Below are 20,696 nucleotides of genomic sequence, written 5' to 3'. Positions count from 1 at the left end.
GACCATCAAAGATTATATCCGATTCCGTCATTTCCTAGACTGACGAAGGAGGGAGTAGGGAATCTCGTATGGTTATTTATAACTAAATGAGATCTCCAACTCACTCGTTCCTTGTTCTTGAGGATGACAGAGTAGCGAGCATATAAAAGAAAAGGGTTGATGCTTTCACATCAACCCTTTTTAACAATTGTACTTTAATCGCAACTATTCACGTTCGTGAAGTGCTTTAAAGTCACGTTGCTCTTCACCAGTGTATAGCTGACGAGGACGACCGATACGGTTTGTTGGGTCACTGTGCATTTCGTTCCAGTGTGCAATCCAACCGATAGTACGAGACATCGCGAAGATTACTGTGAACATTGATACAGGAATGCCGATAGCTTTCAGAATGATACCTGAGTAGAAATCTACGTTCGGGTATAGCTTCTTAGACACAAAGTATTCATCAGATAGGGCGATACGCTCAAGTTCCATTGCTACGTCAAGTAGTGGATCTTGGATGTTTAGCTCTTTAAGTACTTCGTGACACGCTTCGCGCATTACTGTTGCACGTGGATCGTAGTTCTTGTAAACGCGGTGACCGAAGCCCATCAAACGGAATGGGTCATCTTTGTCTTTCGCTTTTGCAACATACTCTTCGATGTTATCTACGCTACCGATCTCTTCAAGCATACGCAGACATGCTTCGTTTGCACCACCGTGAGCTGGTCCCCAAAGTGACGCGATACCTGCTGCGATACACGCAAACGGGTTAGCACCAGATGAACCAGCAAGACGAACTGTAGACGTTGAAGCGTTTTGTTCGTGATCAGCGTGTAGAGTAAAGATTTTATCCATTGCACGAGCAACGATAGGGTTCACTTCGTACTCTTCACATGGGTTTGCAAACATCATGTGTAAGAAGTTTTCAGCGTAGCCTAGGTCGTTACGTGGGTAGATAAACGGCTGACCGATTGAATATTTGTAACACATTGCTGCCAGTGTCGGCATTTTTGAAATCAGGCGGTAAGCCGCAATTTCACGGTGTGTATCGTTGTTGATATCAAGTGAGTCGTGGTAGAACGCTGCTAGAGCGCCTACAACACCACACATTACAGCCATAGGGTGAGCATCACGACGGAAGCCGTGGAAGAAACTAGCAATCTGCTCATGCACCATAGTGTGACGTGTCACGGTAGTCTTGAACTTTTCGTATTCAGCTCGAGATGGGGCTTCACCGTAAAGAAGTATGTAACATACCTCTAAGTAATCAGCGTTATTGGCAAGTTGGTCAATTGGATAACCACGATGTAAAAGAATACCTTTTCCACCGTCAATAAAAGTGATTTGAGACTCACAAGATGCAGTGGCAAGAAAACCAGGGTCAAAAGTGAAAAAACCATTAGAACCTAGTGTACGAACATCGATCACTGGAGTACCAAGTACACCTTCTGTAATCGGCAGCTCGATTGGCGCTTGACCTTCAATGTGAAGGGTAGCTTTCTTATCCGCCATAACAATCTCCTTTGTTTATTATTAATCCGTCCAGGATGTTTATGTGCCATTTTTTTACTGGTCTTACGTGGGAAAGTCAATTTTTCTACAGCTTTGTGTGCACTTGTTAGTGTTTTTTACATTAAATTCGTTAAAAATCTGGTCTGTGTAGCATTATTTGTTACATCAATTGTATTAGAATGTTGCCAGCCGTATAGTGGCGCAGAAAAGTTTGGTTAAAACCTTATAAATGCAAGGCTAAGAAGAAATGTGAGGTGTCTTTCTTAATCTGGCAGTTAACAATTATTTTACAATTATCTAAGGCTCAACTTCAGTTATTTGTTAAGTTAATGTTAAATTTTGAAGGTTTGCGATCAAATTTTGTCCATAACAATATCATAAGGTTATTTAATGACCATAATGCTCAATGGAGCTGAGTGAGCAAGCCCGTGAAAGAAAGAAAGACAAGACCTGTTAATTTAGATTTACAGACCATCCACTTTCCAATCACAGCAATAGCTTCCATCCTACACCGTGTGTCTGGGGTGATAACTTTTGTCGCGATTGGAATTCTGCTTTGGTTACTATCCACATCCCTCTCATCCCCAGTAGGCTTTATGGAAGCTAGCGACATTGTCGACGGTTTCTTCGTGAAGTTTATTCTGTGGGGCATTCTAACCGCTTTGGCTTACCACATTGCTGGTGGTATTCGTCACCTTCTTATGGACTTAGGTCACTTTGAAGAGCTGGAATCTGGCGCTAAGAGCGCTAAGGTTGCATTCGCAGCAACAGCGGTATTGTCTCTACTAGCGGGGATCTTAGTATGGTAAACAACGTTTCTACTTTTGGTCGTAATGGTGTTCATGATTATCTACTGATTCGTGCAACTGCCATCATTATGACTCTTTACACTATCTACCTAGTGAGCTTCTGTGCTTTCTCTGGTGATATCTCTTACGCATCTTGGACGCAATTCTTTGGTGGAACCTTCACTAAAGTCTTCACCATGTTAGCGCTTACTTCTGTTTTGGTTCATGCGTGGATCGGCCTATGGCAAGTACTAACTGACTACATCAAATGCGCAAAACTGCGTGTTGGTCTTCAAGTCGGTGTTGTTGCAGTTCTTCTTGGATATTTCTTCTCTGGTCTGTTTATTTTGTGGGGTGCGTAAGTGACTATTCCTGTTCGTGAGTTTGATGCCGTAGTTATCGGCGCTGGTGGTGCAGGTATGCGTGCCGCACTGCAAATTTCTGAGCAAGGCCTATCTTGTGCATTGCTTTCTAAAGTTTTCCCTACTCGTTCTCATACGGTTTCAGCGCAAGGCGGCATCACTGTTGCTCTTGGTAACGCGCATGAAGACCACTGGGAACAACACATGTATGACACAGTAAAAGGTTCTGATTACATCGGTGACCAAGACGCTATCGAATACATGTGTAAAAACGGTCCTGAGTCGGTAATCGAACTTGAAAAAATGGGCCTACCGTTCTCTCGTTTTGAGAACGGTACTATTTACCAGCGTCCTTTCGGTGGTCAATCTAAAAACTTTGGTGGTGAGCAAGCGGCTCGTACCGCAGCTGCAGCCGACCGTACTGGTCACGCCCTGCTTCACACGCTTTACCAACAAAACATTAAGCACAAAACGACGGTTTTCTCTGAGTGGTATGCACTGGACCTTGTTAAGAATGAAGACGGTGCAATCTTAGGTACAACCGCGCTTTGTATGGAAACAGGCGAAGTTTGTTACTTCAAAGCGAAGGCAACAATCCTTGCTACTGGTGGTGCTGGTCGCATCTATGCTTCGACAACTAACGCACACATCAACACTGGTGACGGTGTTGGTATGGCGATTCGTGCTGGCGTTCCAATGCAAGACATCGAAATGTGGCAGTTCCACCCAACGGGTATCGCTGGTGCAGGTGTATTGGTAACGGAAGGTTGTCGTGGGGAAGGTGGTTATCTTCTCAATAAAGACGGCGAACGCTTCATGGAACGTTACGCACCAAACGCTAAAGACTTAGCGGGTCGTGATGTTGTTGCTCGTTCAATGATGGTTGAAATTCGTGAAGGTCGCGGTTGCGATGGCCCTTGGGGTCCGCACATCAAGCTGAAACTTGATCACCTAGGTAAAGAGACACTTGAATCTCGTCTTCCTGGTGTATGTGAACTGTCTCGTACCTTTGCTCACGTTGATCCAGTAAAAGAGCCAATCCCAGTAATTCCAACGTGTCACTACATGATGGGTGGTGTTCCAACACAAGTTTCTGGTCAAGCTATTAAGCAAACTGAAGATGGCAATGATGTTGAAATCCAAGGACTATTTGCTTGTGGTGAAATCGCATCAGTATCAGTACACGGTGCCAACCGTCTAGGTGGTAACTCACTACTTGATTTGGTGGTATTTGGTCGTGCAACAGGTCTGCACCTAGGTGAGACTCTGAAGAAGCAAGACGAAGCAAAACCAGCTACTGAAGCAGACATTGAGCGTTCTCTAGAGCGTTACAACCGTTGGGAAAACAGTACTGACGGTGAAGATCCAGCGCAAATCCGTAAAGATCTTCAACAATGTATGCAGAACAACTTCTCAGTATTCCGTGAAGGCAAAGCAATGGCTGAAGGCCTAGAAGAGCTTAAAGCGATTCGCGAACGTCTGAAAAATGCACACCTATCTGATAAGTCGACAGAGTTCAACACTCAACGTATCGAGTGTTTAGAGCTTGAAAACTTGATGGAAACGGCATTCGCAACAGCGGTTGCTGCAAACTTCCGTACAGAGAGCCGTGGTGCACACGCTCGATTCGATTTCCCTGACCGTGATGATGAGCAATGGCTATGCCACTCTCTTTACAACCCAGAGTCAGAGAGCATGACTAAGCGTGGTGTAAATATGGAACCGATCCATCGTGAAGCGTTCCCACCCAAAGCACGTACGTACTAAGGAGATATGACCATGAAACTGAATTTCTCTTTATACCGTTACAATCCAGATGTCGACCAGAAGCCTTATATGAAGGAATACACTCTAGAAGTGGATGAAGGTTCAGACATGATGCTTTTGGACGCGCTTATTCTGTTGAAAGAGCAAGATCCAACAATCTCATTCCGTCGCTCATGCCGTGAAGGTGTATGTGGCTCGGATGGTTTGAACATGAACGGTAAAAATGGCCTAGCGTGTATCACTCCGTTGTCTGCGCTTTCTGGCCAAGACAAGATAGTGATTCGTCCACTGCCTGGCTTACCTGTTGTTCGTGACCTGATTGTAGACATGACTCAGTTCTACGATAACTACGAAAAAGTGAAGCCATTCTTAGTGTCTGATGGCAATGTGCCACCGGCTCGTGAAAACTTACAAAGCCCTGATGAACGTGCTCATTTAGATGGATTGTACGAATGTATTATGTGTGCATGTTGTACAACGTCATGCCCATCGTTCTGGTGGAACCCTGACAAATTCATCGGACCAGCAGGCCTGCTTGCAGCGTACCGTTGGCTAATTGATAGCCGAGATACAGCGACAGATGAACGTTTGTCCGATCTTGATGATGCATTTAGCGTTTTTCGTTGCCATGGCATCATGAATTGTGTAAGTGTTTGTCCTAAGGGATTAAATCCGACGAAAGCGATTGGTCACATCAAGACCATGCTAGTGAATCGTTCGGTTTAAGTTATATAAAAATTGCCGCCCTAGAAGTTTTGGGGCGGCCTTTTAATAGCTCGGCATAGACCGCAGCAAACGTGAAAACTACTGGTTAAGGGAAAATATGCACAACGGCGTGATGAAGGCATGGCTCGAGTCTTCACACTTGGCTGGCGCCAATGCAACGTACGTAGAAGAACTCTATGAACTGTATCTAAGTGACCCAGATTCGGTAAGTGACGAATGGAGAAGTGTTTTTGAAGAACTGCCTGTGCAAGCTTCAGAGACAGTGGAACAACCACACTCTCGTGTTCGTGAATACTTCCGTCGACTCGCTCAAGAAACAAAGCATTACAGTGTCCAAGTTAGTGATCCAGATGTCGATGCGAAACAAGTAAAGGTTCTGCAACTTATTAATGCCTATCGATTCCGAGGGCATCAAGCAGCAAATCTAGACCCCCTAGGTTTATGGAAAAGAGCGACAGTTGATGAACTGGACCCTTCTTTCCACACTCTTACCGAAGATGACCTCAATGAGACGTTTAACGTCGGCTCTTACGCTATTGGCCAAGAGACGATGGTGCTTAAAGATCTCTACAAATCTCTAAAGCAAACTTATTGTGGCTCTATTGGTGCTGAATACATGCACATGACAAATACAGAGCAAAAGCGTTGGATCCAACAACGTTTAGAGTCTGTATCTGGTCAACCCTCTTTCAATAAAGAAGAAAAGCAAGCTTTCCTAGAAGAGCTAACCGCTGCTGAAGGTCTTGAGCGCTATCTTGGTGCTAAATTCCCAGGTGCAAAACGCTTCTCATTGGAAGGTGGTGATGCGCTTATCCCAATGACGAAAGAAATTATTCGTCATGCTGGCGGACAAGGCATGCGTGAAGTTGTTGTTGGTATGGCTCACCGTGGTCGTTTAAACATGTTGGTTAACGTGCTTGGTAAAAAGCCACAAGACCTGTTTGACGAATTTGCGGGCAAGCACGATGACACGTGGGGTACTGGTGATGTGAAATACCACCAAGGTTTCTCTGCAGACTTCGCAACCCCAGGCGGCAACGTTCACTTAGCACTAGCCTTTAACCCATCTCACTTAGAAATCGTAAACCCGGTAGTTATCGGTTCAGTACGTGCACGTCAAGATCGCCTTGGTGATAATGACGGTAGCCGTGTACTTCCAATTACTATCCACGGTGACTCAGCTATCGCTGGCCAAGGTGTAGTACAAGAGACGTTTAACATGTCTCAAGCGCGTGGTTTCTGTGTGGGTGGTACGGTTCGTATCGTTGTAAATAACCAAGTTGGTTTTACAACGTCTAACCCACGCGATACTCGTTCTACGATGTACTGTACTGATATCGCGAAGATGGTTCAGGCTCCGATTTTCCACGTTAACTCTGATGACCCAGAAGCGGTCGCTTTCGTCGCTCGTTTGGCATTGGATTACCGTAATACGTTTAAGCGTGATGTTGTTATTGATTTGGTTTGTTACCGTCGCCACGGTCACAACGAAGCCGATGAGCCGAATGCAACACAGCCTTTGATGTACCAAAAAATCAAGAAGCACCCAACACCACGTAAGCTTTATGCTGATGTGTTAATGGAGCGCGGTGAGTTTGGTATTGATACGGCAACTCAACTCGTTAACGAATATCGTGATGCACTTGATCACGGTGAAGTTGTGGTTAAAGAGTGGCGCCCAATGGCACTTCACTCAGTGGACTGGTCTCCTTACCTAGGTCACGACTGGAACATCGAATGGGACAATAAGGTTGATATCGAGCGTCTGAAAGAGCTTGGTACCAAACTTTGCCAATACCCAGACAGCCATAAGCTGCAAAGCCGAGTCAATAAACTGTACAACGATCGTACTGCCATGGTGAATGGTGAGAAGCAAGTCGATTGGGGTATGGCTGAAACTCTGGCTTACGCAACACTTGTTGACGACGGTAAGCGTATTCGTATCTCTGGCCAAGATTCTGGTCGTGGTACGTTCTTCCACCGTCACTCAGTACTGCACAACCAATCAGATGCGAGCACGTATGTTCCTCTTGCGAACATTCACGATAAGCAGGGGCCATTCCAAGTGTTTGACTCGGTATTATCTGAAGAAGCAGTGCTAGCGTTCGAGTATGGCTATGCAACAGCAGAGCCAAGCGGTCTAACCCTTTGGGAAGCACAATTTGGTGACTTCGCAAACGGTGCGCAAGTAGTTATCGACCAATTCATTTCGTCAGGTGAGCAAAAGTGGGCACGTCTATGTGGTCTAACTATGCTGCTTCCTCACGGCTATGAAGGTCAAGGCCCAGAGCACTCTTCTGCACGTCTTGAGCGTTACCTTCAGTTATGTGCTGAACAAAACATGCAGGTTGTTGTTCCTTCAACACCAGCACAGGTTTACCACATGATTCGCCGTCAGGTTGTTCGACCAATGCGTCGTCCACTGATTGTAATGTCACCTAAGTCGTTGCTTCGTCACCCTCTGTGTACCTCTTCTCTTGAAGATTTGGCAGAAGGTACGTTCCAACCAGCTATCGCAGAAATTGATGATCTGGCACCTGAGAACGTAAAACGCGTCGTGTTCTGTTCAGGTAAGGTTTACTTTGACCTACTTGACCAAAGGCGTAAGAACGAGCAAGACGATGTCGCTATTGTACGTATTGAGCAACTTTACCCGTTCCCTTATGAGGACGTGAGAGCTGCAATCGCGCAATACACAAATGTAGTCGATTACGTTTGGTGTCAAGAAGAGCCACAAAACCAAGGTGCTTGGTACAGTAGCCAACATAATTTCCGAGCTGCTATCCCAGTAGGTGCTGATATTCAATACGCAGGTCGTCCTGCATCAGCATCGCCAGCTGTTGGCTATATGTCGGTACACTTGAAACAACAAAAAGCGTTAGTTGACGACGCTTTGACCCTACTTAAGAACTAGAAGTAAAAGGAAAATACGCACATGACAATTGAAATTCTGGTTCCAGATTTACCTGAATCTGTGGCTGATGCAACAGTTGCTACTTGGCACAAAAAACCGGGCGAAGCGGTTGCGCGTGATGAAGTCATTGTAGATATCGAAACAGATAAAGTAGTTCTAGAAGTACCGGCTCCTGAAGCGGGTGTTCTGGAAGCTATCATCGAAGAAGAAGGTGCTACAGTGCTTTCTAAACAGCTTCTGGCTAGAATCAAGCCGGGTGCTGTCGCTGGTGAACCAACGAAAGATACAACGGAAGATACAGAAGCTTCTCCTGACAAGCGCCATAAAGCTGCGCTAACAGAAGAGAGCAACGACGCACTAAGCCCTGCTGTTCGTCGTCTGCTTGCAGAGCACAACCTACAACCAGCTGATGTTAAAGGCACTGGTGTTGGTGGCCGTATCACTCGTGAAGACATCGATGCACACCTAGCAGCAGCGAAAGCGGCTCCGGCAGCTGCACCAGCAGTTGAAGCGCCAGCAGCGGCTCGTAGCCAAAAACGCGTGCCTATGACTCGTCTACGTAAGACAGTTGCAAACCGTCTTCTTGAAGCGAAAAACAGCACAGCAATGCTGACTACTTTCAACGAAGTGAACATGAAGCCAATCATGGACCTTCGTAAGCAGTACAAAGACCAATTCGAGAAGCGTCACGACACGCGTCTTGGCTTCATGTCTTTCTACGTGAAAGCAGTAACAGAAGCGCTAAAACGTTTCCCAGAAGTGAACGCTTCTATCGACGGTACAGATATCGTTTACCACAACTACTTCGACATCAGCATGGCGGTATCTACGCCACGTGGTCTTGTGACTCCAGTACTGAAAGACTGTGACACACTAGGTTTCGCTGATATCGAGAAGGGCATCAAAGAGCTAGCAATCAAAGGCCGTGATGGCAAGCTAACTGTTGATGAATTGATGGGCGGTAACTTCACTATCACAAACGGTGGTGTATTTGGTTCTCTAATGTCTACGCCAATCATCAACCCGCCTCAAGCGGCAATTCTGGGTATGCACAAAATCCAAGATCGTCCAATGGCTGTTGATGGCAAGGTAGAGATTCTACCAATGATGTACCTAGCGCTTTCTTACGACCACCGTCTAATCGATGGCCGTGAATCAGTTGGCTTCCTAGTGACCATCAAAGAGCTTCTAGAAGATCCTGCACGTCTGCTATTAGACGTTTAGTATCGCTAAAACGTCTAGTTAACCTCGTTAGCTAGACGTAAAAAGTTTCAAAGGCTAGGCTGCTCAACGTCTGGCCTTCACTTGAACTGTAAAGCCATTAGAAAATGGACAGCAGTTGATTTGAGAAGACCCTACAGACGTAACACAGGAAACTGTGTCGTTATGGAAATAATAATCCCTTAAGGGAAAATAAACGGAATATCAAAATGAATTTGCATGAATACCAAGCCAAACAGCTGTTTGCAGAATTCGGTTTGCCTGTACCAGAAGGTTTCGCATGTGATACTGCACAAGAAGCTTTTGAAGCTGCAGGTCGTATCAGTACAGCCAAGAAAGTCGTTAAGTGTCAAGTACACGCTGGTGGTCGCGGTAAAGCGGGCGGCGTAGAGCTACATGACACGAAAGAAGGCGTTAAAGAGTTTGCACAAAAGTGGCTAGGTAAAAACCTAGTGACTTACCAAACAGACGCTAATGGTCAACCTGTAACAAAGATCCTAGTTGAAGAAGCATCGAACATTGCTAACGAACTTTACCTAGGTGCTGTTGTTGACCGTGCAACGCGCAAAATTGTATTCATGGCGTCAACTGAAGGCGGTGTGGACATTGAGAAAATCGCTGAAGAAACTCCAGAGTTGATTCACCAATCAGCGATCGATCCTCTAGTAGGCCCTCAAGCTTACCAAGGCCGTGAACTTGCGTTCAAACTTGGTCTAGTTGGCGATCAAATTAAACAGTTCGTTAAGATCTTCATGGGTCTTGGCCAAATGTTCTCTCAGTACGACCTAGCTCTACTAGAAATCAACCCGCTTGTAATTACTGGCGAAGGCAACCTGCTTTGTCTTGACGGCAAGATCAACATTGACTCAAACGCAATGTACCGTCAGCCAAAGCTTCGTGAAATGCACGATCCTTCACAAGAAGACGAGCGTGAAGCTCACGCAGCTCAGTGGGAACTGAACTACGTAGCACTAGATGGTAACGTTGGCTGTATGGTTAACGGTGCAGGCCTTGCTATGGGTACGATGGATATCGTAAACCTACACGGCGGCAAGCCAGCAAACTTCCTTGATGTAGGCGGCGGCGCGACAAAAGAACGTGTAGCTGAAGCATTCAAGATCATCCTTTCTGATGACAATGTTAAAGCTGTACTAGTAAACATCTTCGGTGGCATCGTTCGTTGTGACATGATCGCTGAAGGTATTATCGGCGCGGTTAAAGAAGTTGGCGTAACAGTTCCTGTAGTTGTTCGTCTAGAAGGTACCAACGCAGATCTAGGTCGCGAAGTACTTGCTAATTCTGATGTTGATATCATTGCAGCTGAATCTCTAACAGATGCTGCTCAGAAAGTTGTTGCTGCTGCGGAGGCGAAATAATGTCTGTATTAATTAACAAAGACACTAAAGTAATCTGTCAGGGTTTCACTGGCGGTCAAGGTACATTCCACTCAGACCAAGCGATCGCATACGGTACGCAAATGGTTGGTGGTGTTTCACCTGGTAAAGGTGGTCAAACTCACCTAGGCCTTCCAGTATTCAACACAGTACGTGAAGCAGTAGAAGTAACTGGCGCAACTGCAACAGTTATCTACGTACCAGCTCCTTTCTGTAAAGATGCAATCCTAGAAGCGATTGATGCAGGTATCGAACTGATCGTAACGATTACAGAAGGTATCCCGACAACAGATATGATCGATGTTAAAGTGAAGCTAGAAGAAACTGGCGTTCGCATGATCGGTCCTAACTGTCCAGGTCTTATCACTCCAGACGAGTGTAAGATTGGTATCATGCCTGGTCATATCCACAAGAAGGGTAAAGTAGGTATAGTCTCTCGTTCAGGTACTCTGACGTACGAAGCAGTTAAGCAAACAACAGATGAAGGCTTTGGTCAGTCTACATGTGTTGGTATCGGTGGTGACCCTATCCCGGGTTCAAACTTCATTGATATCCTAAAACTTTTCCAAGAAGATCCAGAAACTGAAGCAATCGTAATGATTGGTGAAATCGGTGGTACTGCGGAAGAAGAAGCGGCTGAGTTCATCAAAGCGAACGTAACTAAGCCAGTTGTTTCTTACATCGCCGGTGTTACTGCTCCTCCGGGCAAACGTATGGGCCACGCAGGCGCAATTATCTCTGGCGGTAAAGGTACTGCTGAAGATAAATTCGCGGCACTAGAAGCAGCAGGCGTTAAGACAGTTAAGTCTCTTGCTGACATCGGTAAAGGCCTACGTGAAATCACAGGTTGGTAATCAGCTAACTTTTATCGAATGAGATAGAAGCTAACTGAACGATATAAAAAAGGCTTGGTCACTGACCAAGCCTTTTTTATGTTCCCGAGATACGAGATACGAGATACGAGATACGAGATATGATATGGCCCCTAAAAAGTAGACACAGGGGTTTAGTTGATTAGTTCAAAGTCCATGGGACTCACTCCACCTAGAGTCCCATGTCTTCTTACTGGATTATAATAGGTATCGATATAAATTCGACTCTGCATCGTCATTTCTTGTCGTGAAAGCTGATCTAATTTGTTCATCCACTCTTTCTTATATTGCGCAAAGAAGCTTTCGGAACAAGCGTTATCCCAACAGTTTCCTTTTCTCGACATGCTGACTTTAATCTTTCGTTTACGGTGCCAACGGATCGTCTCCAACGCTCGATACTGTATACCTTGATCGGAGTGAAACAAAAGCTCATGACCTAAGGGCTGCCTTTGTTCCCAAGCCTTATTCAGGCTTCTTAGCACTAACTTTGCGTTATTAATGCGACTTGTCGACCAACCAATCACTTTGCGTGAAAACAAATCTAAGACAACGCACAGGTATTGCCAACCATCAGTACAGCGCACCTGAGTTATATCTGACACCCAAACTCGATCGGGTTTATCCACCTTAAATTGACGGGCAAGAATGTTATAGGCAGGTATAAGTGTATTTTGTCTTGGCGCTCGTCCATATCGCTTCTTACTCACGCAAGAGCGATAGCCCATATTCTGTAGAAGCCTCTGTACTCGCTTTTTATTACAAATAAAGCCGTTAGCGACTGCTGCTTCCCAAAGCTTTCGATAACCAGGAATACAGTGCTGAGCTTTGCTTTCTCTCCTCAAGTAGTTACTTAAGGACTCATTTTCTGTCTCTCGTTTCGAGGGTTGTCTCGTGAGCCACTTGTAGTAACCCGCTGTAGAAACGTCTAACCATCGACATAACCGAATAACAGGAAGCTTCACACAGGTTTTCTTTAGAATGTACTCGAACCTTATTCTTTTTGGCTGTCGAAGAAAGCCTTCGCTTCCTTTAAGAAATCATTCTCCAGCTCTGCCATCTCTAGTTTCTTCTTCAATTGACGGTTCTCTCTTTCCAATTGAGCAACGGATTTCTCGGGGCCTTGATTAGGTATTGGGAGGGAATTAATCTTCTTCGACGTCATTTGAGATCTCCATTTCGAAAGTAGCACCGGCGATATTCCTAAGGATAGTGCTACTGACTTAACGGTGTCAGAAGAATCGAGAGATCGCTGAACAGCTTCTCGTTTAAATTCGTCTGTATATTGTCTTTGTGATTTTACTTTCATGACACTCAATGCTCTGTATTAAGTGTCTACTTTTATGGGGTCACATCAAAGTCGTATGATTACGCTCGGGTCTTAACCATCTGAGATAGCATAAACATCGCAGCTGCACTGATGACCACAGAAGGGCCTGCAGGTGTGTCATAGAACCAAGACAAGCTTAATCCACCGAATACTGCAATAGAGCCAATAACTGATGCTAGGAAGGCCATTTGCTCCGGCGTATTCGCGAATTTCCTTGCTGTAGCTGCAGGGATGATCAGCAATGATGTCATGATTAACGCACCAACAAACTTCATACCTACCGCAATCACAATACCGATCAATAGCATCAAAATCAGACGCATTAAATCGATGTTGATGCCATCAACAGCTGCTAGGTCTTCATTAACTGTCGTTGATAGCAGCGGTCGCCAGAAGATAGCAAGCACTACCCCAATCACAGCGGCACCCGCATAAATGAACACTAAATCAGTCGGCGAAACGGCAAGCAGGTCACCAAATAGGTAGCTCATTAGGTCAACACGAACGTTATCTAAGAAACTTACGGCGACAAGACCCAAAGACAAAGCACTGTGCGCCAAAATACCGAGCAGGGTATCAGTCGCGACCAGCTTTTGTTTTTGTAACGTCACTAGCAGCACTGCCAGCATCAAACAGCAAATCAGCAGCGCAAAATAAAGATTAATATTGAATAGGAAGCCAAGCGCCAAACCCATTAACGATGCGTGAGCCAGTGTATCGCCAAAGTACGCCATCTTACGCCACACTACAAACGACCCTAGCGGGCCGGCAATAAGAGCAATGCCTAAGCCTGCAAGGATAGAAGGTAAAAGAAACTCAAGCATTAGTGATGATGTCCGTGTTTGTGGTTAGAACATTCGTGCACATCTCCAGACACAGGTTGGCCTGCCAAGTCATGGTGATGGTGGTCATGTTGGTGATGGTAGAAAGCCAAACTCTCTTGTACCGCTGTACCGAACAGAGCGATGTAAGAAGGGTGATGCTTGATATCAGCTGGGGCACCGGAACAACAGATGTGGTGGTGCAAACAGATCACGTCATCTGTTTTTGCCATTACTAAATGCAAATCATGTGACACCATAAACACGGCGCAACCAAAGCGATGGCGAATAGAATCAATCAATTCGTATAGGTCGATTTGACCTTGTACATCAACGCCTTGTGCAGGTTCATCCAGAACCAGTAGATCGGGTCTTTTCAGAAGAGAGCGAGCAATCAGTACGCGTTGGTTCTCACCACCAGACAATTGATGCATGTTGCTCGTTATCAGATGCTCAGCGCCAACAAGTTTTAGAGCCTCTAAGATCTCTTGTTTACTGAATTTACTGGTGAGCTTGAGAAAACGTTCTACATTGAGTGGTAGGGAGTCGTTCAGCTTTAGTTTTTGAGGAACATAACCAATTTTTAATTTTTTTGATTTGGTGATCTTCCCTGAATATTTGTGCTGAAGTCCAAGTAGAACCTTAACTAAGGTCGACTTGCCTGCACCATTAGGCCCAATTAGGGTAGTGATCCTGCCGCGTTCTAGATTAAGGGATATGTTATCTAGAACTTTTCGACCGTCAAACTCGACGCTCACGGAATCGAGTTGGATTAAGTTATCCATGAATAGAACTCATTTGCAATTCGCTAATGTTATAATGTAACATTTACCTCAAGCCTAAGCTACTTTTCTATTATCGAGGAATTATGTCACGTTCATCTTTTATACTTGCTACTTTGCTTTTAGCGCCAAGTGTTGCAAGTGCTAATACTATTCTAACAAGTTTCAAACCAATTCAAATGATTGTGACAGAGCTAACGCAAGGTGTTAGTGAACCGGATGTGTTGATGAACAGTAATGCTTCGCCGCACGATTATGCGCTCAAACCATCAGATGTCAAAAAAGTTCATAGTGCAGATATGGTCGTTTGGTTTGGCCCCGACTTAGAAGCCTTTTTAACTAAGGTTGTGAGCTCGAATGAAAATGTTATTGAGATCAGTTCTATTCCGGGAATCAACTTACGCGCTTATGGACACGAAGAGCATGACCATGATGCGCATGAAGGTCACCACCACGGCAGCCACGATCCGCATTTTTGGTTGGGTATCGATCAGGTCGAAGTTGCTGCGAAATACATTTCAGATAAGTTGATTGAAAGTGACCCAGACAACGCAATGGCTTATCAAGAGAACCTAGATTCATTCTTGATTGCACTGGAAGAGAAGAAGCAGTCTATTCGCGAACAACTGGCGCCAATAAAAGATAAAGGTTACTACGTTTTCCATGATGCCTATGGTTATTACGAAGAAGAATTTGGTCTGAATAATTTGGGTCATTTCACAGTAAGTCCAGACCGTAAACCGGGAGCAAAAAGCCTGATTGCGATTAAGAAAACGATCGTACAAGAAAATGTCCAGTGTGTGTTTTCTGAGCCTCAGTTTACGCCTGCAGTGATTGAATCTGTGACTCGTGGAAGCAACGCTAAGCAAGGTCAGCTAGACCCTGTTGGTTCTGATGTTGAAGTGAAGATCGGAAGTTATTTCGATTTTCTTCAGCAACTTACCGATAGTTACACAAGCTGCTTAAACGCAAAGTAATTCGTAGAAAGTATCTTTTACTTCACTTTGCTCTCGATATTGTATGAATAGTGCCGCTTTTTGCGGCATTTTCGTGACCGCTAAGATAAAACCTTTCAACAAATGGCAAACCTTCTTTCTCCTTGGTTAATTTCCGCTAAAATGGAAAGATAATAATAAGCACAAAAAAACTCAGTTTATGGTTGAGCAATGATAAAACGTTGTGACTACCAAAACTTCATTCGCTGTTGCTGTTCAGGATCAGAAGTTGTATCGAATTGTCTTCCGAATGTTCATGTTAATGAGCATTTCATTTAGCGCTATCGCGGTAAATACATCACCGTCTGTTTTTTATCCTTTGCCTGTTCAAGCGCAAGGGAATTTTCTTGCGGCTAAAAATCTCTATTTAGGCGCCGGTGGTGGGCTTTGGATTCATGATGTGCATGGGAAAGTTCTATTTTATGATGGTCGAGCCTTACTGCCACGCAAAGGCAGCCTGTTACAGTTCTCATCGGAGCGTGTCGCTTTTCTGAACGATGAGTTTTGGACGTTCTTCGATAATGAGGTGTATCGACATACTCCAGGGATTGGTAACGAGCTCGCCTTTAGTCTGAGTCCTGGCGCAGAGATATCGAATATTGGTGCATCGGCTGATTATATCTGGGTGACAGACGGCAATAACTTCTACACCTACAACACTCAGTCATTGGAATTTAATACCTATTCACTCCTCAAACTGTACCGATACAATAACAGCAGTGACATTACGATCAATGATGCGGAATGGGTGCTATCCAAATGGGTACTGGCAACCAGTTCGGGTGCCTACCTTTCTGAAAATCAAGAATTTACTCATGTTGCCGCATCGGATAAACATTATATCGAGACGCTCTACTTTTCGAAGGCAAGACGCGAATTGCTGATTGGTACATTAAATGGTGTTGTGATTGTCGATTTGGCTAATTCAGAGAAAGAGACCAAGATCAGTGGCTCGCATGTTCTCTCTCTTGCTGAAACAACAGATCAATATTGGATTGGTACTGAGCACGGTCTGATTAGCTATAACTTTATAACAGGTGAAATCACTCGTTTTGAGCAAGCCGTGAATCAAGATTTTTCGTTACCGGGCGAGAAGATTTATTCATTAATTAACGACCATGCCGGTGGTATGTGGGTCGCGACCAATAATGGTATCCGCTATTTCTCCTTGTTTAGTAAGACATTCTCAAGAACGCCTTTAACTGGTATGGGGATGCACTCTAGCAGCGTGGTGATCAATAAAGTCGAGCCAATTAGTGATCACCTGTCTTGGGTTGCTTCTTCAATGGGGTTCTATCTCGTTGATTCTGAGAGTGAAGAGCGGCCTAATCGCGTATACCCGAAATCGGTCCGAGATTTCCAGATTTTTGGTTCGTCTATTTGGTTAGCGACCGAAGAGGGTATCGTTAGCTTTAACACCAAGACATTAGAGCGTGAAGCCCTTATTCTGCCAAGAGCCATTGAAGGTGTTCATATTGAGAACTTGGCGCTTCAAGGCGACAACACACTTTGGATGACTTCTGGGCAGAGTCTCTATTCCTTGTCGATAGGTACCATGGCGCTGACAAGCTATGGAATGGATTGGCTCGTAGACAAATTTCTGCCAGCAAAAATCACCGACCTGAATATTGGCCTACAAGACAGTGTCTACATAGGCACAGACCATGGTTTTTATTCTTTTGTTGATAAGCGAATCAGCTTTAGTCGTTCCAGTGAGCGATTTGGCAAGGTTGTTGATATAGAAAAATCCAGCGATGGTTCTCAGTGGTTTGCGAGCAGCTATGGTGTCTATCGGATCCCTTACGATCGTGCAGTCATTGAAGAGATCCCGCTTGTTGAAGAGAACATCAGTCCTAGCTGTTTAATCAGCGATGAAAATGGTGTCTGGTTAGGCTCTTCAAAAGGGCTGAGCTATTACGGACTAGACGGACAGCTTCATAAACATATTGGTTCACCGTTTGGTTTGATCATCAATGAACTTGCGGCCGGCGCATGTGAGCTCTTCAACAGTGAACAGAGCCAATCCTCAAGGCTAGTACTGGGCTCTAAGTACGGTGTGGTGAGTGCGTTATCTAATGAGCTATTGGTGTCTACTACGCCTCATAGTCGCGCCTTACTGAGTAAGATAAGTGTTAATCAAAAGACTGTGTCTCTTGGCGGCAAGGCTGCTGATTTAGCCGAGATACCTTATGGCTCATCGATTGGGTTTAAGCTCGGTATTTTGCCTGCTACGTTTGCACCTGCGATGGAATATAGGCTCAATGGTGATGAATCTTGGAGTGAGTTTGAAGGGGGCTTGTTAACCCTCGATCACTTGCTGCCCGGCGATTACACACTTGAGGTTAAGCCCGTTAAGGACTCTCACTACCGTTTTGTGTCTACCAATCAAAGCTTCTCAATAGCCGAACCTTGGTACCTCAGTAACTGGGCGGCAGCAAGTTCTTTGATTTTGCTTATTTGTGTCGTCACTATCTTGGTTTTTTGGCGTTCGCGTTATGTCACCTTTGCCAACCGACACCTAAAGGCGCAAGTTGCTTTAAAAACTGATCAGTTGAGACACCAAAGCCGGATATTACTAACAACTAATCAGCAGCTTAAGAAGCAGTTATCGGTTAAGAATGCGCTCGTTTCTCATACCGCCGATGAACTGTCCTCAGAGGTCAACCAAGTTGCAGCGATGCTCCCTAATTGGAATGATGACCAAGGTAAATCGCCGATTCTTGCGCTAAAGAATGGCTTGGCTCAATTGAGCAATAGCCGACAAGATGGTGGTGTGGTTGGTTACGATATGATCTTAATCTTGGAGTCTGTACTCAAGGCGTGGCAAGAGGACTTAGCAAAAGCTGGTATTGAGCTAGAGATAAAAATAGAGACGAAACACAGACATGTATCTTTACTGTATTTTAATCTCGATATTATCTTCAATAGCCTGATCGCGAGCATCATCAAGCGTAACTTTAAGTCGCAGGGCATGATGGTTATGGTCGAAGAGCTAAAAGAGCACCTAGTCGTGACGATTTTAGACCATGGTATGCCTTTCCCTAAACTAACCTCTAGCATCAGTGATAATAGTGGAAAGTCGACCGACTTAAATATAGAAAAGTTACCATTGCTGGTGAATCAGAGTGGTGGAGAGCTCAATGCTTTTGTGTCGGAATCTCAGAATAAGGTGCAGCTTACTTGGCCAATTGACTATCAGGTATTAGATAATCTCGAAACCAATACAATAGAACAGATTGAGACTATCAAGCTCGCTAATAGCTCACCTGAGCAGTTAAAGCTCAGTGCAGAGCAGGAGTGGAAGAATAGAGTTACTCAGCTTGTTAGTGAGCACTATGCTGATGCTGAGTTCGGTACTGCTACTGCTGCCAAATATTTGTTTATGTCTGAGAGAAGCCTACAGCGACGCTTTAAAATGGCTTACAACAAGACCTTTAAAGAACATTTGAATGAGGTTCGCTTAGAGCATGCGTGTGAGCGATTACTCGCGGGAGAGAAGATTTCAGACGTTGCTTTTGACTCTGGCTTTAATGACCCGTCCTACTTCAGCCAAAGGTTTAAGCATCACTTTGGCATGTCTCCATCTAAGTTTGCTGAAAACAGTGAAGACTAGAGCGAACAATATCAACCAGCTAGTCTACGCTAACGACAGATAGTTTTATTGAAGCCTCGACATTCGTGTTGGGGCTTTTTTATGCTTCTACGAGATACGAGATACGAGATACGAGATACGAGATACGAGATACGAGATACGAGATACGAGATACGAGATACGAGATACGAGATACGAGATACGAGATACGAGATACGAGATACGAGATACGAGATACGAGATATGATATGGCCCCTAAAAAGTAGACACAGGGGTTTAGTTGATTAGTTCAAAGTCCATGGGACTCACTCCACCTAGAGTCCCATGTCTTCTTACTGGATTATAATAGGTATCGATATAAATTCGACTCTGCATCGTCATTTCTTGTCGTGAAAGCTGATCTAATTTGTTCATCCACTCTTTCTTATATTGCGCAAAGAAGCTTTCGGAACAAGCGTTATCCCAACAGTTTCCTTTTCTCGACATGCTGACTTTAATCTTTCGTTTACGGTGCCAACGGATCGTCTCCAACGCTCGATACTGTATACCTTGATCGGAGTGAAACAAAAGCTCATGACCTAAGGGCTGCCTTTGTTCCCAAGCCTTATTCAGGCTTCTTAGCACTAACTTTGCGTTATTAATGCGACTTGTCGACCAACCAATCACTTTGCGTGAAAACAAATCTAAGACAACGCACAGGTATTGCCAACCATCAGTACAGCGCACCTGAGTTATATCTGACACCCAAACTCGATCGGGTTTATCCACCTTAAATTGACGGGCAAGAATGTTATAGGCAGGTATAAGTGTATTTTGTCTTGGCGCTCGTCCATATCGCTTCTTACTCACGCAAGAGCGATAGCCCATATTCTGTAGAAGCCTCTGTACTCGCTTTTTATTACAAATAAAGCCGTTAGCGACTGCTGCTTCCCAAAGCTTTCGATAACCAGGAATACAGTGCTGAGCTTTGCTTTCTCTCCTCAAGTAGTTACTTAAGGACTCATTTTCTGTCTCTCGTTTCGAGGGTTGTCTCGTGAGCCACTTGTAGTAACCCGCTGTAGAAACGTCTAACCATCGACATAACCGAATAACAGGAAGCTTCACACAGGTTTTCTTTAGAATGTACTCGAACCTTATTCTTTTTGGCTGTCGAAGAAAGCCTTCGCTTCCTTTAAGAAATCATTCTCCAGCTCCGCCATCTCTAGTTTCTTCTTCAATTGACGGTTCTCTCTTTCCAATTGAGCAACGGATTTCTCGGGGCCTTGATTAGGTATTGGGAGGGAATTAATCTTCTTCGACGTCATTTGAGATCTCCATTTCGAAAGTAGCACCGGCGATATTCCTAAGGATAGTGCTACTGACTTAACGGTGTCAGAAGAATCGAGAGATCGCTGAACAGCTTCTCGTTTAAATTCGTCTGTATATTGTCTTTGTGATTTTACTTTCATGACACTCAATGCTCTGTATTAAGTGTCTACTTTTATGGGGTCACATCAGTTTTGAAGAGTGTTCTGCAGGGATTAAACAAGATAAGAAAAAAAATATCGTGGTATAGCCGGGGGGACTATACCACGGGTGTCAATGACACCTTCGCTTGCTGCCGGAGTGATATGGCAAGCCACATCACCTCTGGAATTAAAT

General features: G+C 44.7%; 15 protein-coding genes. 10 read left to right on the top strand and 5 right to left on the bottom strand.

The genetic code is table 11. The features are described from left to right. Positions 1-204: 204 nt before the first annotated feature. A complete protein-coding gene (locus OCV56_RS11665; protein WP_017630646.1) occupies positions 205-1,494 on the bottom strand; it encodes a citrate synthase in 1,290 nt (429 codons plus the stop codon). A 416-nt stretch (positions 1,495-1,910) separates the two neighbouring features. Here OCV56_RS11665 and sdhC point away from each other — a divergent pair, with 416 nt between their 5' ends. From sdhC to sucD, 8 genes are all read left to right on the top strand, one after another. Beyond that, positions 1,911-2,303, top strand: coding sequence for a succinate dehydrogenase cytochrome b556 subunit (gene sdhC / locus OCV56_RS11660; RefSeq protein ID WP_010436766.1), 393 nt, complete (start codon positions 1,911-1,913; stop codon positions 2,301-2,303). Next, positions 2,297-2,644 carry a succinate dehydrogenase, hydrophobic membrane anchor protein gene (sdhD, locus tag OCV56_RS11655; RefSeq protein ID WP_010436768.1) on the top strand — a complete coding sequence of 116 codons (348 nt, stop codon included), beginning with the start codon at positions 2,297-2,299 and terminating at the stop codon, positions 2,642-2,644. Before sdhC ends, sdhD begins: the two co-directional genes overlap by 7 nt. Further along, the gene (sdhA, locus tag OCV56_RS11650; protein WP_017061947.1) at positions 2,645-4,411 is read left to right on the top strand and encodes a succinate dehydrogenase flavoprotein subunit; all 1,767 of its coding nucleotides are present in this window, start codon (positions 2,645-2,647) and stop codon (positions 4,409-4,411) included. A 12-nt stretch (positions 4,412-4,423) separates the two neighbouring features. Continuing rightward, positions 4,424-5,137 carry a succinate dehydrogenase iron-sulfur subunit gene (locus OCV56_RS11645; protein WP_010436773.1) on the top strand — a complete coding sequence of 238 codons (714 nt, stop codon included), beginning with the start codon at positions 4,424-4,426 and terminating at the stop codon, positions 5,135-5,137. A gap of 97 nt (positions 5,138-5,234) precedes the next feature. Continuing rightward, the gene (gene sucA / locus OCV56_RS11640; protein WP_086716135.1) at positions 5,235-8,051 is read left to right on the top strand and encodes a 2-oxoglutarate dehydrogenase E1 component; all 2,817 of its coding nucleotides are present in this window, start codon (positions 5,235-5,237) and stop codon (positions 8,049-8,051) included. A gap of 21 nt (positions 8,052-8,072) precedes the next feature. After that, positions 8,073-9,275 carry a 2-oxoglutarate dehydrogenase complex dihydrolipoyllysine-residue succinyltransferase gene (gene odhB / locus OCV56_RS11635; RefSeq protein WP_086716137.1) on the top strand — a complete coding sequence of 401 codons (1,203 nt, stop codon included), beginning with the start codon at positions 8,073-8,075 and terminating at the stop codon, positions 9,273-9,275. Between the two features lie 206 nt (positions 9,276-9,481). Further along, on the top strand, positions 9,482-10,648 hold the full coding sequence (sucC, locus tag OCV56_RS11630; protein ID WP_010436793.1) for an ADP-forming succinate--CoA ligase subunit beta: 1,167 nt from the start codon (positions 9,482-9,484) through the stop codon (positions 10,646-10,648). After that, positions 10,648-11,520: a succinate--CoA ligase subunit alpha gene (gene sucD / locus OCV56_RS11625; RefSeq protein WP_004734209.1), complete on the top strand. Its 873-nt coding sequence runs from the start codon at positions 10,648-10,650 to the stop codon at positions 11,518-11,520. Before sucC ends, sucD begins: the two co-directional genes overlap by 1 nt. 152 nt (positions 11,521-11,672) lie before the next feature. Here sucD and OCV56_RS11620 read toward each other — a convergent pair. The 3 genes from OCV56_RS11620 to znuC form a co-directional block, all read right to left on the bottom strand. After that, positions 11,673-12,844 (bottom strand): IS3 family transposase gene (locus OCV56_RS11620; protein ID WP_261901412.1). Its coding sequence is split into 2 segments (ribosomal slippage): positions 11,673-12,562 and positions 12,562-12,844, totalling 1,173 coding nucleotides; the frame shifts between segments, so codons are not numbered across the junction. A gap of 59 nt (positions 12,845-12,903) precedes the next feature. Further along, positions 12,904-13,689, bottom strand: a complete 786-nt coding sequence (znuB, locus tag OCV56_RS11615; protein WP_086716355.1) for a zinc ABC transporter permease subunit ZnuB — start codon at positions 13,687-13,689, stop codon at positions 12,904-12,906. Continuing rightward, positions 13,689-14,471 carry a zinc ABC transporter ATP-binding protein ZnuC gene (znuC, locus tag OCV56_RS11610; RefSeq protein WP_086716354.1) on the bottom strand — a complete coding sequence of 261 codons (783 nt, stop codon included), beginning with the start codon at positions 14,469-14,471 and terminating at the stop codon, positions 13,689-13,691. The genes znuB and znuC overlap by 1 nt, the downstream gene beginning before the upstream one ends. A gap of 83 nt (positions 14,472-14,554) precedes the next feature. On the opposite strand from znuC, the gene znuA reads away from it, so the two are divergent. Both znuA and OCV56_RS11600 read left to right on the top strand, forming a co-directional pair. After that, positions 14,555-15,445 carry a zinc ABC transporter substrate-binding protein ZnuA gene (gene znuA / locus OCV56_RS11605; RefSeq protein WP_086716352.1) on the top strand — a complete coding sequence of 297 codons (891 nt, stop codon included), beginning with the start codon at positions 14,555-14,557 and terminating at the stop codon, positions 15,443-15,445. A gap of 268 nt (positions 15,446-15,713) precedes the next feature. Continuing rightward, entirely contained in the window at positions 15,714-19,076 is a 3,363-nt protein-coding gene (locus tag OCV56_RS11600) for an AraC family transcriptional regulator (protein ID WP_228761244.1), read from the top strand. A gap of 255 nt (positions 19,077-19,331) precedes the next feature. On the opposite strand, the gene OCV56_RS11595 is transcribed toward OCV56_RS11600, so the two are convergent. Further along, positions 19,332-20,503 (bottom strand): IS3 family transposase gene (locus OCV56_RS11595; protein WP_261901412.1). Its coding sequence is split into 2 segments (ribosomal slippage): positions 19,332-20,221 and positions 20,221-20,503, totalling 1,173 coding nucleotides; the frame shifts between segments, so codons are not numbered across the junction. Positions 20,504-20,696: the final 193 nt, after the last annotated feature.

Source organism: Vibrio gigantis (assembly GCF_024347515.1).
Lineage (GTDB): Bacteria > Pseudomonadota > Gammaproteobacteria > Enterobacterales > Vibrionaceae > Vibrio > Vibrio gigantis.
The sequence above is the reverse complement of the archived record's forward strand: the minus strand, read 5'-3'. Positions and strand labels throughout refer to the sequence as shown.